We start from the raw sequence: 15,429 nt of genomic DNA on the forward strand, positions 1-15,429 counted from the left end.
AGGCTACCCCTGCTCTTCCGGCTTAGTGGTCATCTTCTTATAAAGAACCGTATCTTTTGGAAACTTATCCAGAAACGGCACAATAGTATTTCCAAAGAAAAGAAGCCCCTCTCCTTCATTGGAATTCGTGACATAACGAAGTTGCGGTACAGAAATTTTCAGTTTCTTCGCTAAAATCTCCCGAAGCCTGATTAAGCATGAGAACAAAATCTGTATTATCGAAAATATTCTCTATTTCCTTACTCATCAGTAAATCTTTCACATTCTGCGTAATGCCTGTCGGAATACCGCCCCACTTACGAAACCTCTTCCAAATCTCTACAGAATAGGAAGCAGTCTGCTCTTCTTTTAGCAGTAAATGAAACTCATCAATATAATATCTTGTGGCCTTATTTCCTCTGTTCAAAGAAACTTTGTTCCAGACCTGATCCTGAATAACCAGCATACCGATTTTCTTTAATTGGCTGCCAAGCTCTTTAATATCAAAGCAAAGAAGCTTTTTGTTTAAGTCTACATTGGATCTATGGTTAAAGACATTCAGGCTTCCTGATACATAGATTTCCATTTCCGTTGCCAGTTTCTTTCCTACTTTTTCTTCCTGCCCTTTCAGCATATCGTAAAGGTCTTGTAAAATCGGCATATTCTCTGCACACGGATTTTCAAAATACTTTTCATAGATTTTCGGAAGACAACGGTCAATAACCGACTTTTCCTCTGCCGTAAGCCCGCTCCCTCCTACCACAAGCTCCAGCATAGACATAATGAAGTTTGCCTTATCCTTTAATGGTGCATCTCCGTCTCCATAGTTCATGTTAATATCCAGGGGATTCAGATAGTCTTTAGACTTACTGCTTACCTTAATCACCTCTCCATGAAACTGTTTCACAAGATTTCCATACTCTCCCTCAGGATCACAAATAATCACATCATCATTGGTAATCAAAATGGCATTTGCCATTTCTCTTTTGGCACTGAAGGATTTACCGCTACCCGGTGTTCCTAAGATAAGTCCATTAGGGTTCTTCAGCTTTTTTCTGTCTGCCATAATCAGGTTATGACTAAGGGCGTTCAGCCCATAATAAAGACTATTTTCAGAATTGATAAAAAGCTCCTCCGTTGTAAAAGGAATAAATACTGCCGTGGAAGAAGAAGTTAAGCTCCTATTGATTTCCATCTGATTTAGCCCAAGAGGAAGGACACTCACTAAGCCCTGTTCTTGAGCATGATCCAGTCTCTTAATCTTACAGTTATGTTTGTTGGCAATGGAACTAATCTTTGCGATTGTATTCTCAAGCTTCTGCACTGTTTTTCCGAAATTAAAAAAGACAATGCTTACCACAAACATTCTCTCATCTCTTGTCTGTAAATCTTTTAAAAGGCTCTTTACATCTTCCCCATAAGTGACTAGGTCTGATGGCAAAATATCCATATCATAACCACTTCTTACTGCCTTTTTATTTTCTTCAATTCGCATTTTATCAAGGTCAGTATTCTTTCTTTTTACCATCTTGATTGCTTCCGACTGATCAATCGCCTGAATGTGGAATGATACAGTGATATTGTCATCAATATCCAAAAATTCAGAAAGCATACGGTCAGAAAGCTCACTGGCAAGGATTTGAAAATGGCTTGTTGCCCCAATAAACTTACCAAACTTAAAATACCTGTTCGGTGTAAAGTTAAACATATCGGGAACTATATAGGACTTCGTGCTTTCCTTTTTCTTTAAATCCTTGTAAGAAAAGGAAAAGTTCTTATCCGGATTTAGCATATCATGTAAAATCTTCAGTCTCTCTTCTCCATTTAGGCTTTCTGCCCGAACTCCCATATTTTTAAAGCCTGATAAAATGTCAATTTCCAGTCTTTCCAGCATGGCACTTGCCTGTTCCAAATTATCGGCTTCTACGGTAAAGCTGATGTACTTTGCCTTTTTCAGTCCATTATTTCCTTTTACAATCTGGCTTTTTAGCATTTCCCTAAACTCCAGTCTTAAGGCATCAAATCCATCATGCTGATCCGGTATCTGCATAGACGCTTGAACTTCCTCATTTCTTCCAATCTGATTGATATAGGAAAACTCTATGGCAACACTTGGATCAAAGGAATTTAGGAAATTGGCAAACTGATTAAAAATCAAGTCTCTGTCCTCATCTAAGGCAAGCTGGTAGTTAATATCCTGAAAGGAAATAGTCTTACTAAAATGCCTTTCATCAAGCTGGCAAATGCCATTTTTTAGAAGTCTGATATAGGGCAATGTATCTTCTACGGTGTAACGCTTTGGCTCTTTCTTAAGAACCGACGTTAAAAATCCTTTGCTCGCTTTAGAAACTGTCAACTTACTATGGTCTTTCTCCTGTAGCCTTCTTTTTAATGCCCTTTTATTTTTCTTTAGCATGATTGTTTGCAATCTTCTTTTGTTCTGCAAGGTAAACCTCCTTTCTCACCCTTTTCCCCGGCTGATAAAACCTATGAAGATATATGAGCTTAAAATACTGTTCGAAAACCAAGCCGTCTTTTTCAAAAAGCGTAATAAAAAATACCGGAAGGGTGGCGGTAATCAAAAACAGGACGGCAATATCGTTTGGCACCAGTTTCCGTACAAAGATATAGGCTGAAAAGCCCAACAATCCTGCAATGGAAAAGCCGATAAGCTGTCTTTTCGTAAGATTAAAGGCAACTTTTGTTTTCACTCTCTTTAAATCCTTTGGAATCGGTACATACGCCATGGCTTAGATCCTCTCTGCTCTTTCCTTGGATAATTCTTCCATATGCTCATATACTGCTCCAATTTCTTCCTGAATTCTTGCAATATCCCCTTCCGTCCTTCTATTGTGTCTTTCCTGCGTTAGCTGGAGATTATTTTGAGAAGCAATTAGACTCTCCTTCACCTCCTCTAAATCTTCCAGTCTTTGATTTAGGCTAATCCATTTGATAACTGCCAAACCTGCCAAAACCATTGTTCCTACTAAAAATCCAGTTTTTCTTTTGTTCATCTTCTTCCCTCTCTTTCCTAATGTGCATTCAATACACTCTTTGCTAATGTTCCGCTCTTTAGCATCATGAGCCCGAGTAAAACTGCATAGCAAAGAATCATCATCGTGCTTTTGTGCATATCCGTGATTTCTATCGTTTTTACCAGCACTGCGTATATTCCAAGGCAAACCATAATAAAGAGTCCTTGTAGTCCCAAGGCAAACAAGCCTTTAATGTAGTTCGTTCCAATCTGTCCCCATTCCTTATTTCCCATAGTGGCAAAGGGAATTGCCGAGACAGAAGCATAAACATAGATTTCAAACATTCTCCCGTAGACAATGACCATGACTAATATAGAGATTGCTTGCATGGCAACTTTGATTAAAGAGATTTCAAAAAGAATCGTTATAAGCTCCCCTAGCGTTTTTCCCTTTATGGAATCCACCATAGCGATAATTTCATCTCCTGATACAACAGCAGTTGTATTGATGACTCCCGCTGCCTTATTGACCATATTTTGTGCCACATCAAAAACCGCCATGGAAAACTCAAAGGAATGAGACACTAACCAAACAGCAATCCACATCTTGATAATGTATTTGAAAAACTCAAAGGTATCGGTATCCTGCATATTATTTTTCTGCATAACCATGTTGATAAGTTCAATACATAGGATTGCTGTTATGATTAGCCCGGCTATCGGAATAATGACGGTATCGTTAATGCTTTTAATGAATTGAAACACATCACTATTCCAGCCCATTGGCGTTTGTCCTACATCTGTTGCCACTGACCCAACCTTATCGTTTAGATCAAGGAACATAGACTCTAAGTTTGCTTGGATACTGCCCAGTAGAAGCTCTCTGAAAAACTCTTCTATCTTGTCTAATATCTCAAACATACTCTCTCCCTTTTACTTAATCACATTGGCAAGAAGCGGAATTAGTTTTAATCCGATAAGGGCAATGCCTCCCCCTGCCATAAGCTGCTTAATGCCTTGGGATTTTGCTCCTGGATTATCATTTCCATATCCCTCCATAAGGTTAATGACTCCCCATGCCCCAAGTCCTGCTCCTACTGCCATAACCAAAATCTGTAATACATTGACTGCCTGAACAAAAAAATCCATATTTAATCCTCCTCGTTTTCTTCCTTCTTTTCAATCTTGTTGTAAGACTTTACAAGAAAATTCCTGTATTTCTTTCCTTCTTTTTCACGCTCCTTAAAATAGCCAAAGACATGAATCAGATCGCCTTTCTGAAAATCTCTTGCTTTCTCCACCTTGTCACCGTAGGCTGAGCAATTGATGTATTCCTTACCCTTCCCATACTTTTTTACAAGCGTGAAATTGACAGCCTCTACTCTCTCGCTATCTCTTTCAAAACTTGTAAAGCTTGGTTCATCGAGCAGATTGGCATTAATGTTAATCATTTCTTCCTTCATTTAGAAATTCTCCTTTTCTATGAGATACCGCACGTTTTACGAGCGATACTTGCTTAAAATAAAAAAAGCGACTGGAAGTGTTTCTTTCCAATCGCTCATCAACTTAATATTTATTTTTTTAGGTAGGGCTTCTATTCCTTATCATTTTTCCTCCTTTTAGGTAATAAAAAAGGCGATAGGAAAAAATCTATCACCTTGTAAGATATAGGGAATTTTAATACTACAAATTGGAATTAGGATTGTGATGGAAAATCATTTAAAAACTGAATCTCAGCACCCGGAACGTTTGCTTGTAGTGCTTGGGCATTGTACATCATTGCTTTATTTTCGTCTTTTGTAATATTGCCATAACCATTTGTATATATAGCACTTAATGTATTAGCAGCATAAGCAGCAATGGGATTCCCCAGTGCAGCTACTTCTTCGAATAGTTGAACAGCTAATTCTATATTTGGTTCAACACCTTTTCCCTTATAATAACATTCTGCTAAATAATATTTAGCTCCATCTATGCCACAGTCGACTGCTTTCTTAAAATAATTAAATGCCTTCGAAGTATTTTGTAAGCTTCCATGCCATCCATAGTATAATATGCATCCAGCATATAGCATTGCTTCATCATGGTTCTTTTCTGCTGCTAAACAAAAATGATTTAATGCTTCTCTTTGTTTTTCCACATCATTAGAATAAAACAGTTCTAACCCTTTATCATATTCTTCTTTTCCATCCATTGTAGACGCCCCCCCATCATAAACCTCCGTGATAAATATTACTTCTGTTTCTAATAACTTGTATTTAATTATATCAAAAACTATAAATGAATAATAGGTGTTAATCGACATAGCTTTACCTTTCCTCTCCTCTTTACATACCTCTCTATATCAAACCTATTTTTCTTATCATAGTCCTCTAATAACCTATAGTTCTTATGTTTTGTTATATCAAATTTATCAGAGAAAAAAGGTCTGACACCTCTAAGTTGAAAGATACATTTTCCACCGTCCATCACTGTTATCTCATCTTGACTCATCAGATCTTTTCCAGTCTTTTGATAGTTCATGGCAAAGCTGTTCTGATTGGACTTGGTTTCCGAGATATTGTATAAGTCAATGGTTTCCTTTCCCAAAGTTTCTGAAAATTCTTTTAATGTAGTCTTTTCCTTCCCTCCCAGGAATAAAGTACTATCGCAGTTTCCAATAATCGTATCCGCATTATCCTTGTAAATAGCTTTCAGCTGAGATTGTGCCTGTAGAATAATACTTGCAGAAATTTCTCTGGAACGAATTGTGGCTATAAGCTTCTCAAACTTTGGGATTAAGCCGATATTTGCAAACTCATCTAGGAGAAACCTGACATGAACAGGTAATCGTCCTCCATAGACATCATCTGCCTTGTCACATAGAAGATTAAAAAGCTGAGAGTACATAATGGAGACCACAAAGTTAAAGGTATCATCTGTATCAGAGATAATGACAAAGAGTGCCGTTTTTCTCTCTCCAAGGCAATCCAGCTCCAATTCATCTTCGCTCATTAAGTCCCTTAGTTCTTGTATATCGAAGGGAGCAAGCCTTGCTCCACAAGAGATAAGAATGGACTTTGCTGTTTTTCCGGCTGCAAGCTTATATTTCTTATATTGCTTCACTGCAAAATGCCTTGGTTCTTTCTTTTCCAATGCCTCAAAAAGCCTATCTATCGGATTTTTATAATTTTCATCGTCTTCTCTGACTTCTGAAGCATCTATCATGTCCAGCAGTGTTGCAAAATTCTTTTCTTCTTTTGGCGCTTCATAGTAGATATAGGCAATCAGAGCCGTGTAATAAAGCTTCTCGGCTTTCACCCAGAAATCTTCCCCTGCCTTTTCTCCTTCTCCTTTGGTATTGGCAATAATGGTCTGCACCAATTTCAGAATATCTTTTTCTGAATGGATATAGCTAAAAGGATTGTATTTCATACTTTTTTTGAAGTTAATGGTATTTAATATCCGAATTTCATACCCATTATCTTCCAGCATTTTGCCACACTCAAGAACTATCGTCCCTTTCGGGTCTGTTACGCAATAGGAAGAATGCATTTGCATAAGATTAGGCTTAACATAAAACCTTGTCTTCCCGGATCCTGATCCACCAATCACAAGAACATTTTTATTTCTTGCATACTTTGGATTGCTTGGTCTTCCATTCATGCTTAATCTCTCTGTTTTGGTAAGCAATATATTGTTTTGAAATTTTTCGTCCATGTACGGTTCAATGTCTTTCCTATTTCCCCAGCGAGCTGATCCGTACTCTTTCCCCTGTCTAAACTTTTTTGCATTTTTGCCTTTGGTATAGACAATAAATTTGATTAAAACTGCCGTCCCTATTCCCATGATAATGTCAATAAGATAAAGACTTGGGAAAAAGCTCATTCTGTTAAGCTCCAATAATCCTTGCAAGGTTTTATCTATCACATCACCGCCGGTATAGCTTCTGATATGATGAGAAAAAATATTCCCTAAATAGAAAAATGCAAGATAGGGAATATTTTGCTTTACAAATATTGCCTTATCCTGCACCTTAAATAAGCCTCTGATATCCTTTAGTATCTCCTCAATCATAGGCTTTGCTCCTTTTGCTTATTCTTGATTTTATCTTTGAAAATAGTATTTTTAACCAATTCTTTGAACTTCTCAAGGTTCTTATGGATAGACTCCTTCCTTTCTGTTTTTTTCTCCAAGTCTGCCAGGACCTTTTTAAATGCTTTATCCATGATTTTTACATCTTTCGCTTGAAAAAATAGGGAATACTGCTTTGTCTTCTTATCTTTCATAACAGAAAACTTAACACCATATTTATTCAATTCTTTTTTCAGGCTTTTAAGCTCTTCTTCTCTAATAGCAATTTCTTCCAGTTGTCCTTTCTGAACCAAGTCCTTCAGCTTCACTTCATTACCCTTTTCACTGACAAATTTCTCCATTCCCCCAAATTTTTTAGCTTCTTTTAGTAATTTCTTTATCTGCTGAATAATCAGTTTTGCAGTGATTTTAGCTGCCTTTATTTCTAAGTTAAGGGTTTTATCGGATACTTCTTCATTGATCATGTTCCTTCACCTCCGCTCAATAATCGCTCTTTGTTTCGAGAAAGCTTCTCTTTTTGAATTTGCTTCCTGTAATCATGCCCTACAACCATAACCGGAATACACATCTCTATAATTCTTGAGTAAATTCTTTGATACTCCACACTTTCTATACAGTTTTGAATAGTGTCATAAGATAGATTTGTGGTAAATATGGTCGGCTTCCTTCTTAAGTACCGGCTGTTCACAATGTTGTACACCTGCTCCTTTGCATAGCTTGTGTCCCTTTCAATTCCCAAGTCATCTAAAATCAGTACGGAAGTATTAACCAAAGATTCAATGTAGGCATTCTTATCAAAGTCAAAACCACACTTTTGCATTTCATTCATAATCTGCGAAAAGTTCCGAATCTTCACCGTAATTTGATATTGCTCTATTAGAGCGTTGGCAATAGAACAGGCAAGATAAGTCTTTCCACTTCCAACAGAACCATAAAAAAGAAGTCCTATATTTTCCTTCTTCATTTGCTGATAATCCTTCACAAAGTTCTTGGCAATAAGAAGACTTTGATTTTCTTCTCCTTGATAATTCTCAAAGCTGTACTCCCATTCAGCTCTGGAACTAAAACAACTACTCTTGAGACGTTCTATTTCCAATTGCTTCTGTCTCTTAGCTTCTTTTTCTTCTCTCTGTTTGTCGCAATGACAAGATACACGACAAATCATCTTCCCACCAAAGAACTCCAAAATCTTTCCGTCTTTTCTTTCATGACAAGTCTTACAGTAAACATGTCCATCCTTTTCATATTCTTCATTTGCATCGTAGGAATACTCCACGCCCTCAATCCAAGTCCTTTTCATTTCACTCATTATAAATGCTCTCCTTTATCGTATTCTTCCAAACTGGGAATGTTGGAAGCTTTTATTCCCCTCCGATTTCCCTGATCTTTATAAAACCATGAAAGGATAGTTGCCTTATGGTCTTTGTAAGTCTTTCCCGTACTCTTAAGATATGCTGACAACCTTTCCACATAGTTTGAAAAATCCTTAACTAGAACTTCTTTCAATTCTTTTATTTCCTCATCTCTTAAATAAACGTTTTGAAAAATCCCATATGATTTTTTTCCAAAACTAAAATCAGGATAATTACCCTCATGTTTATTAATATTAGAATTAGTTCCGTGTATTTTCTTCACTTCCTGAAGTGTAGGTTCTTCACTTCTTGTATGTATATTCTTCACTTCTGAACTGTAGTTTTTACCTCCGGAAGAAATGATACTAAGAAAATCCTTTACATAAATGATATTTGGCTTTCCTAAACCCTGTTTCTTTCTCTCTATGAGCCCTAGTCCTCCTGTACTGTTATCTAATTCATTTAAAACTTTTACAGCTGTTTTATTAGATCTACCTAATACTTCCATAACCTCTTCCAACGTAAAAATGATGTATATTCTATTCTCTTGATCAATCCATTTATTTTTGAAGGACAAAGCCGTTCTCTCAAGTAAACAGGCATAAAGAATCTTGGCATCTGAAGATAAGGATTGAAACTTTCTATCAGTCACAAGAATCTTAGGAAGCATATAGTAACTAAATCGCTCACCATCTCGGTTATAAAAATAATCAAACTCCACATCTTCTCTCCTTTTTATTTTTTACATAATTTTAGGTATAAAAAAAGACGATAGAACTTTCTATCGCCTTCTTCATATAACTTCACTTCTCTTTTCTTAAAAAGATCGTATTCTCTGATTTAGCACTTCCAGGAAAGCAATAATTGTTGCACCTATCATAGGTAATCCATAGGGACTGAGGATAAAGCCAACAATTAATGCCTCCAATGCAACTTTTCCGTCCTGAAAGAATAGAAAAGAACCTATTGCTACAAAAATGCAAAGAATCATCAATAAATACAAGATAGCCGTTCCTATACTTAGCAAAAATGTTAGAAAAGCGGTGCTAACCGATAATAGAAGACTAATAGGAAACAAGACAAGCTTAAATAGTATTCTCATAGGCAACCTCTTTTCTTTAATTAACTATCTATTCATCTACATACGATTACTAAGTTTATAATAGCACACGGGATGAAACAAGTCTTTGTAAATCATCAATTCTTTTTTTATATAAAATGGCGGATGAAGTTAACTTCATCCGCCATAAGGCATAATCTCTTTGTCTTCAAAATATTTCAATAACAAACAAAATACTAATACAACTTTGCTCCTGCCGGGATATGGTTATCTGCCATCAGCAAATGCAATTCTTCCTCATCACTATCCTTCTTCTGATTAATAGCGGAAAGTAGCATACCGCGGGACTCTACGCCCATCATTGCTCTTGGGGGAAGATTTGTGATAGCAATCAAGGTCTTTCCAATCAGCTCTTCCGGCTCATAAAAGTCATGAATGCCGGAAAGAATCGTTCTGTCCGTACCGGTTCCGTCGTCCAAGGTAAACTGTAAGAGCTTCTTACTCTTTGGAACGGCAAAGCAATCCTTTACCTTTACCGCACGGAAGTCAGACTTACTGAAAGTCTCAAAGTCAACCTGTTCTTCGAAGAGAGGTTCAATCTTCACGTTTGAAAAATCAATCTTTTCTGGAACGGTCGCAACTTGGTCGCAAATTCCGTTTCCATTACCCTTAGATGCCCTATTTCCCTCATCTTTCTTCTCTAAAGACTTCATCGTGGGGAAGAGCAATACATCTCTGATAGCAGGTGAGTTTGTAAGCAACATTACAAGTCTGTCGATACCGTATCCGATACCTCCTGTAGGCGGCATTCCTATCTCAAGAGCATTTAAGAAGTCTTCATCTGTATGATTTGCTTCCTCATCTCCTGCTGCAAATGCTTCTTCCTGTGCCTGGAATCTCTCTCTTTGGTCAATCGGATCGTTAAGCTCAGAGTACGCATTTGCCATCTCTCTACCGTAAATAAAGAGCTCAAATCTTTCTACATATCTCGGATCGCTTGGCTTTTTCTTTGTAAGCGGTGACACCTCTATAGGATGATCCATTACAAATGTAGGCTGTATGAGTTTCTCCTCTACAAACTCCTCAAAGAAGAGATTGATGATATCACCTCTTGAGTGACGCTCTTCAAACTCAATACCTTTTTCCTTTGCAAGTGCTTTTGCTTCCTCTGTTGTCTCTATACTGTCAAAATCAATGCCTGAGTACTTCTTTATAGCCTCAACCATTGTAATTCTCTCAAAAGGCTTTCCAAGGTCAATCATTGCCTCGGCATAAGGTATTGTAGTAGTACCGCAAACTTTTTCTGCAAGGTATCTGAACATATTTTCAGTAAGATCCATCATACCGTGGTAATCTGTATATGCCTGGTAAAGCTCCATAAGTGTGAACTCAGGGTTATGTCTTGTATCAACGCCCTCGTTTCTAAATACTCTACCTATCTCATATACTCTCTCAAGTCCACCGACAATAAGTCTCTTAAGGTAAAGCTCAAGTGAAATACGAAGCTTTACATCTTCATTTAAAGCATTGAAATGTGTATTGAAAGGTCTTGCGGCAGCACCACCTGCATTGCTTACAAGCATAGGTGTCTCAACTTCAATGAATCCCTGACCGTCAAGGAACTTTCTAATCTCTGTTATTATTTTTGATCTCTTTATAAATGTGTCTTTTACATCCTCATTCATTATAAGATCCACATATCTTTGACGATATCTTGTATCTGTATCTGTAAGTCCGTGGAATTTCTCAGGAAGTGGCTTTAAGCTCTTTGAAAGCAACTCTACCTTTGTAGCGTGCAAGCTTATCTCACCTGTCTGTGTCTTGAAAACTTCACCTGTAACACCTACGATATCACCGATATCAAGCTTCTTGAATGCCTTGTATTCGTCCTCTCCTACAGAATCTCTTGCTACATATGCCTGTATTCTTCCCTTTAAATCCTGTACATGACAAAATGACGCCTTACCCATGACACGCTTTGACATAAGTCTACCTGCAATCTTGACACTTTTTCCGTCTAATTCCTCAAAGTTGTCCTTTATATCTGCACTATGCTTTTCTACATCATACTTTGTGATAAAGAAAGGGTCGTTGTTTGCCGCCTGTAACTCTGCAAGTTTGTCTCTTCTTGCCTTTAAAATATGATTCAGGTCCTCTGTTGTCATTGGTTCATTGCTATTTGCCATATTTCCTCCTTAAGATACTCTTTGTATTCCTAATACCATATATTCCGAAACACCTGCCTGTGTTTCTACAACTGCTGTTTCTCCGATTTTTTTACCGAGTAATGCTTTACCGAGTGGTGACTCATTGCTTATCTTACCGGCAAGTGAATCGGCCTCTGTAGAACCTACAATCTTAAAATCAAGTTCATCATCAAATTCTTTATCAAGAATCTTTACCATACATCCGATACCGATTGTATCCAGATCTACTTCATCCTCTACAACAACTTCAGCATTCTTTAAAAGGTTCTCAAGTTGCTCTATTCTTGCCTCTATATCTCTTTGCTCATCTTTTGCGGCATCGTATTCTGCATTCTCTGAGAGATCACCCTGTTCTCTTGCCTCTTTTATCTTTTCAGCAATTTCTTTTCTCTTATTTACCTTTAAATCCTGTAACTCATCCTCTAAGTTCTTAAGTCCCTCATAAGTTAATATATGCTTTTTTTCTGCCATATTTCCTCCATTTTGACTTCTATTTCACTCTTACTAAGTAAAACCGTCCTTAATTTTTCATTTTTGAAGCCAAAACTTCAACTTCAATCAAACTTTAAGATTAGAAAAAAACCACTATACCGGCGTATGTGGCGAATTCAATACTTAATCTAACTAGTTCCGTGAGATTATACTATGACATACCGTTTATGTCAAGCGAAAACACTTTAATTGAAGGCAATAAATTTATACTATGATATATTTTACCAAAGAAAAAGACAGGCTTGCTCAAGGCCTGTCTTTTAAGTAAGAGGAAATTTCAATATGTGTAACACTGTATATTATCAAATAAGGTTGCTCAAGTCTTACTTGATAGTATATGATAGTTTTCACCACCATATTGTTTGTGTGATGACTTTCGTCACAACACTATATATTATGACAGCTTTCACTGTCATATCTTAAATTAGGTTGTCCTAATGTAAGACCAAAAAAAATTAAAATGCAGCTAACTGCTTTCCTGCAGCTTCCAATGCAGCTTTTGCATCATCATCAGGTTCAAGGTTTGCTATAATGCCTTCTCCACCGATAATATTTGCTCCGGCATTTTGCATACGCTCAACCCATAATCTCATCCACTCTCCATCGCCCCAGTCATATGAACCGAATAAAAGAATGTTTTTACCTGATACCTTGCCTTCTATCTCTGATACAAAGCTCTCAACTGACTCGTCAAGCTCCTCTGCACCCATTGCAGGACATCCGATAGCAAATGCAGGCTGTGTAAGTAATTCATCTACATTAACACTGTCTACAAATACAAGCTCAGGTGTTCCGCCTGCTGCCTTTACTCCTTCAGCTATCACATTTGCCATAGCTTCTGTGTTTCCTGTTGAACTCCAATAAACGATAATTGCTTTTTCCATATTTTTACTCCTTAAAAGAATATTTTTATAGGCATATAAATCATTATCAACAAGCTATATTCTCAAGCCTGTTTCCGGCTAAAAACTCGTCAATAGCAATCTCTCTAGCCTCATCATAGCTTAAAAACTTTTCCCTGGTCTCTTCCAAGTTGCCATATATTTTCCAATACCCGCTATGTAGATACCTCTCTCCTTTGTTTTCAAGGAAGCCCTTTATATCACATATAGGATATCCTAAAAATACTCCCACCTCATGAGGAAACTCTTTAATTTTATTATAAAAACCGTTCATCCTCTGATGCAGTCTGATAAGATTTGATATGAAATCATCTCTCCTATATCCAAACCCTCTTAAATAGTCACTAACCTCTGATCTTTTAAGATACTCTTCAAGTTCTTTTGCTCTGTATATCAAAACCAAATGTCTCTTCTTACAAGTGCAAAGAATCATCAAGCTGATACTTGTTTTCCTTAGTTTCTCACTTATTATGGCTAACTCTTTGTCATTTAAAAAGAGCATCCCGGAAATTCTTTTCCCCTTCAATACCGCCGCATTTTGAATGATGAGTCTCAGCTCCACACTGTCATCACTGCTTGATGCAAGCCTTTTTACTATATCAACGGGCATACCTACCTCCGTTTTCTTTATTCTTAAAGAAAATTTATTTCCCTTGGTTAGTACTCCCTAACTTTATCATTTTATACGTTCTTTGTCAATACTTTTTTTCAGAAATCTGCATTAATTTTATAATTTAATTCCATACCTGTTTTAGGGTGCTTAAAGCTTAAGTTTACAGCCGCCAAAGAGAGTACTTTATCCTCATCCAGCTTAACATTTGTAAGTCTTTTATTATACTTGTGATCCCCATACAGTGGAAAACCGTGACTTGCACATTGAAGTCTTATCTGATGATGTCTTCCGGTTATAAGATTTATTCTAAGTCTTGTAATATATCTGTCGTCCTTCTTATACGACTCCAGTACTTTATACTTTAATACAGCTTCTTTAGCTCCTGCAGTGCTCTTTTCAACAACCTTACTTACATTGTTATCAAGTTTCTTTATAAAGTCTATAAGCTCTCCTTCATCACTTTCAGGAAAGCCGTCTACCAAAGCTTCATAGGTCTTTTCTATATTCTTTTTTCTAAGCTCATTGCAAAGGATTTCTGTGGCTTTTTTATTCTTACCGTATACCATTATTCCGTATACCGGCTTATCCAATCTATGTATCACTCCTACATAGGCGTCTTTTCCCATATGCTTTTTTAACAGACTGACCATATCCTCTTCAAAACTGTTACTTGATTGACTCGATATTCCCCTTGGCTTTACTGTCACTATTACATCTTTATCTTCATACAATATCTTCAGATTCATCTATCAACATTTCCTTTTCAAGCTTCGTTAACTGTTTTATTTCATATTCTCTTTGCATTGCCGCTACTTTATCTGCATATACCTCAAAATATACCAATTCCACGGGCAATTTTGCTCTGGTATATTTAGCACCTTTTCCGGCATTATGAGCTTTGATTCTTTTTGGTATATCGGATGTCCATCCGCAATATAAACTGTTATCATTGCAGCGCAAAAGATATACAAATGCTTTTTCTTCTAAAAAAGCAGACAAATCGAAAGTCGAATAACCGACTCCCAATCGTCTGCTTACTGTATTTAATTCTGCTTTCATTAGATTACCCAATCGGCAAACTCTGTGGTATCTCTACCGTCTTCCAGACAGCTTGTATCAATACCGTTTTGATTCAGCAGTTCTTCCATTTTTCTTATTCTCTCATTCATTATATCTATGGTCTCGGCAAGCTTTGAAATATCCGCATTTACCTGTGCCAGTTTATGCTTCTTTTCAACAACCTGACCGTTTAATCTTACAGGCTTTGCGGGAATACCCACTGCTGTAGAATCACTTTCAAGAGGTTTTAATAAAACCGAATTTGCTCCTATAGATGCATTGTCTCCAACCTCAAATGATCCCAGTATTTTCGCACCGGCACCGACCATTACATTCTTTCCAAGTGTAGGATGTCTTTTCCCTTTGGCGGTTCCTACACCTCCAAGAGTCACTCCTTGATACAGTGTACAGTTGTCACCAACTACCGCTGTTTCTCCGATTACAATACCTGCACCATGATCTATAAGTACTCCGCTGCCTATTTCAGCCCCCGGATGTATCTCTATCATTGTAAAAAATCTTGAAATCTGTGATATCCATCTTGCTATAAAAAACATGTGCTTTTTATAGAACCAATGTGCAATTCTATGCATAATCAATGCATGTACGCCTTGATATAAAAATAAAACTTCAAACGCACTTCTGGCTGCCGGATCCCTGTCCTTTACAGCCTGTACATCTTTCCAAACATCTTTGAAAAACATAATCTCTCCAAAT

The 15,429-nt window shown here is 37.1% G+C and carries 18 protein-coding genes and 1 pseudogene; all 19 read right to left on the reverse strand.

Annotation, left to right across the window (positions count from 1 at the left end; translation table 11 throughout):
- Positions 1-3: 3 nt before the first annotated feature.
- The 19 genes and pseudogenes from HMPREF1135_RS08130 to cysE all read right to left on the reverse strand — a co-directional run bounded on the left by HMPREF1135_RS08130 (position 4) and on the right by cysE (position 15,416).
- Positions 4-2,395: pseudogene (locus HMPREF1135_RS08130) on the reverse strand (VirB4-like conjugal transfer ATPase, CD1110 family).
- On the reverse strand, positions 2,379-2,726 hold the full coding sequence (locus HMPREF1135_RS08135) for a PrgI family protein (protein ID WP_007594062.1): 348 nt from the start codon (positions 2,724-2,726) through the stop codon (positions 2,379-2,381). Before HMPREF1135_RS08135 ends, HMPREF1135_RS08130 begins: the two are co-directional and overlap by 17 nt.
- A gap of 3 nt (positions 2,727-2,729) precedes the next feature.
- Positions 2,730-2,993 (reverse strand): hypothetical protein, encoded by a 264-nt coding sequence (locus tag HMPREF1135_RS08140; protein ID WP_007594064.1) that lies wholly within the window; start codon positions 2,991-2,993, stop codon positions 2,730-2,732.
- Positions 2,994-3,010: 17 nt separating this feature from the next.
- Positions 3,011-3,874 (reverse strand): VirB6/TrbL-like conjugal transfer protein, CD1112 family, encoded by an 864-nt coding sequence (locus HMPREF1135_RS08145; protein WP_007594066.1) that lies wholly within the window; start codon positions 3,872-3,874, stop codon positions 3,011-3,013.
- A gap of 12 nt (positions 3,875-3,886) precedes the next feature.
- Complete coding sequence (locus HMPREF1135_RS08150; RefSeq protein ID WP_007594068.1) at positions 3,887-4,102, reverse strand: Maff2 family mobile element protein; 216 nt, start codon at positions 4,100-4,102, stop codon at positions 3,887-3,889.
- A 2-nt stretch (positions 4,103-4,104) separates the two neighbouring features.
- A complete protein-coding gene (locus tag HMPREF1135_RS08155; protein ID WP_007594070.1) occupies positions 4,105-4,416 on the reverse strand; it encodes a hypothetical protein in 312 nt (103 codons plus the stop codon).
- 233 nt (positions 4,417-4,649) lie between these two features.
- On the reverse strand, positions 4,650-5,147 hold the full coding sequence (locus HMPREF1135_RS08160) for a tetratricopeptide repeat protein (RefSeq protein ID WP_242824848.1): 498 nt from the start codon (positions 5,145-5,147) through the stop codon (positions 4,650-4,652).
- Between the two features lie 80 nt (positions 5,148-5,227).
- On the reverse strand, positions 5,228-7,009 hold the full coding sequence (locus HMPREF1135_RS08165) for a VirD4-like conjugal transfer protein, CD1115 family (protein ID WP_007594074.1): 1,782 nt from the start codon (positions 7,007-7,009) through the stop codon (positions 5,228-5,230).
- Positions 7,006-7,491, reverse strand: a complete 486-nt coding sequence (locus HMPREF1135_RS08170) for a PcfB family protein (protein ID WP_007594077.1) — start codon at positions 7,489-7,491, stop codon at positions 7,006-7,008. The genes HMPREF1135_RS08165 and HMPREF1135_RS08170 overlap by 4 nt, the downstream gene beginning before the upstream one ends.
- Entirely contained in the window at positions 7,488-8,336 is an 849-nt protein-coding gene (locus HMPREF1135_RS08175; RefSeq protein WP_007594079.1) for an ATP-binding protein, read from the reverse strand. Before HMPREF1135_RS08175 ends, HMPREF1135_RS08170 begins: the two co-directional genes overlap by 4 nt.
- Positions 8,336-9,049, reverse strand: coding sequence for a replication initiator protein A (locus HMPREF1135_RS08180; RefSeq protein ID WP_442852204.1), 714 nt, complete (start codon positions 9,047-9,049; stop codon positions 8,336-8,338). Before HMPREF1135_RS08180 ends, HMPREF1135_RS08175 begins: the two co-directional genes overlap by 1 nt.
- Positions 9,050-9,196: 147 nt before the next feature.
- Positions 9,197-9,481 (reverse strand): CD1845 family protein, encoded by a 285-nt coding sequence (locus tag HMPREF1135_RS14170; RefSeq protein WP_007594081.1) that lies wholly within the window; start codon positions 9,479-9,481, stop codon positions 9,197-9,199.
- 194 nt (positions 9,482-9,675) lie between these two features.
- Positions 9,676-11,625, reverse strand: a complete 1,950-nt coding sequence (lysS, locus tag HMPREF1135_RS08190; protein ID WP_007594082.1) for a lysine--tRNA ligase — start codon at positions 11,623-11,625, stop codon at positions 9,676-9,678.
- Between the two features lie 9 nt (positions 11,626-11,634).
- The gene (gene greA / locus HMPREF1135_RS08195) at positions 11,635-12,117 is read right to left on the reverse strand and encodes a transcription elongation factor GreA (protein WP_007594083.1); all 483 of its coding nucleotides are present in this window, start codon (positions 12,115-12,117) and stop codon (positions 11,635-11,637) included.
- 476 nt (positions 12,118-12,593) lie between these two features.
- The gene (locus tag HMPREF1135_RS08200; RefSeq protein ID WP_007594084.1) at positions 12,594-13,022 is read right to left on the reverse strand and encodes a flavodoxin; all 429 of its coding nucleotides are present in this window, start codon (positions 13,020-13,022) and stop codon (positions 12,594-12,596) included.
- A 46-nt stretch (positions 13,023-13,068) separates the two neighbouring features.
- A complete protein-coding gene (locus tag HMPREF1135_RS08205) occupies positions 13,069-13,650 on the reverse strand; it encodes a DUF3793 family protein (RefSeq protein ID WP_007594085.1) in 582 nt (193 codons plus the stop codon).
- A 98-nt stretch (positions 13,651-13,748) separates the two neighbouring features.
- Complete coding sequence (locus HMPREF1135_RS08210; RefSeq protein WP_007594096.1) at positions 13,749-14,399, reverse strand: RluA family pseudouridine synthase; 651 nt, start codon at positions 14,397-14,399, stop codon at positions 13,749-13,751.
- A complete protein-coding gene (locus HMPREF1135_RS08215) occupies positions 14,377-14,712 on the reverse strand; it encodes a GIY-YIG nuclease family protein (RefSeq protein ID WP_007594099.1) in 336 nt (111 codons plus the stop codon). Before HMPREF1135_RS08215 ends, HMPREF1135_RS08210 begins: the two co-directional genes overlap by 23 nt.
- The gene (gene cysE / locus HMPREF1135_RS08220) at positions 14,712-15,416 is read right to left on the reverse strand and encodes a serine O-acetyltransferase (RefSeq protein WP_007594101.1); all 705 of its coding nucleotides are present in this window, start codon (positions 15,414-15,416) and stop codon (positions 14,712-14,714) included. The genes HMPREF1135_RS08215 and cysE overlap by 1 nt, the downstream gene beginning before the upstream one ends.
- Positions 15,417-15,429 lie beyond the last annotated feature (13 nt).

The organism is Lachnoanaerobaculum sp. OBRC5-5 (genome assembly GCF_000296385.1).
Taxonomy (GTDB): domain Bacteria; phylum Bacillota; class Clostridia; order Lachnospirales; family Lachnospiraceae; genus Lachnoanaerobaculum.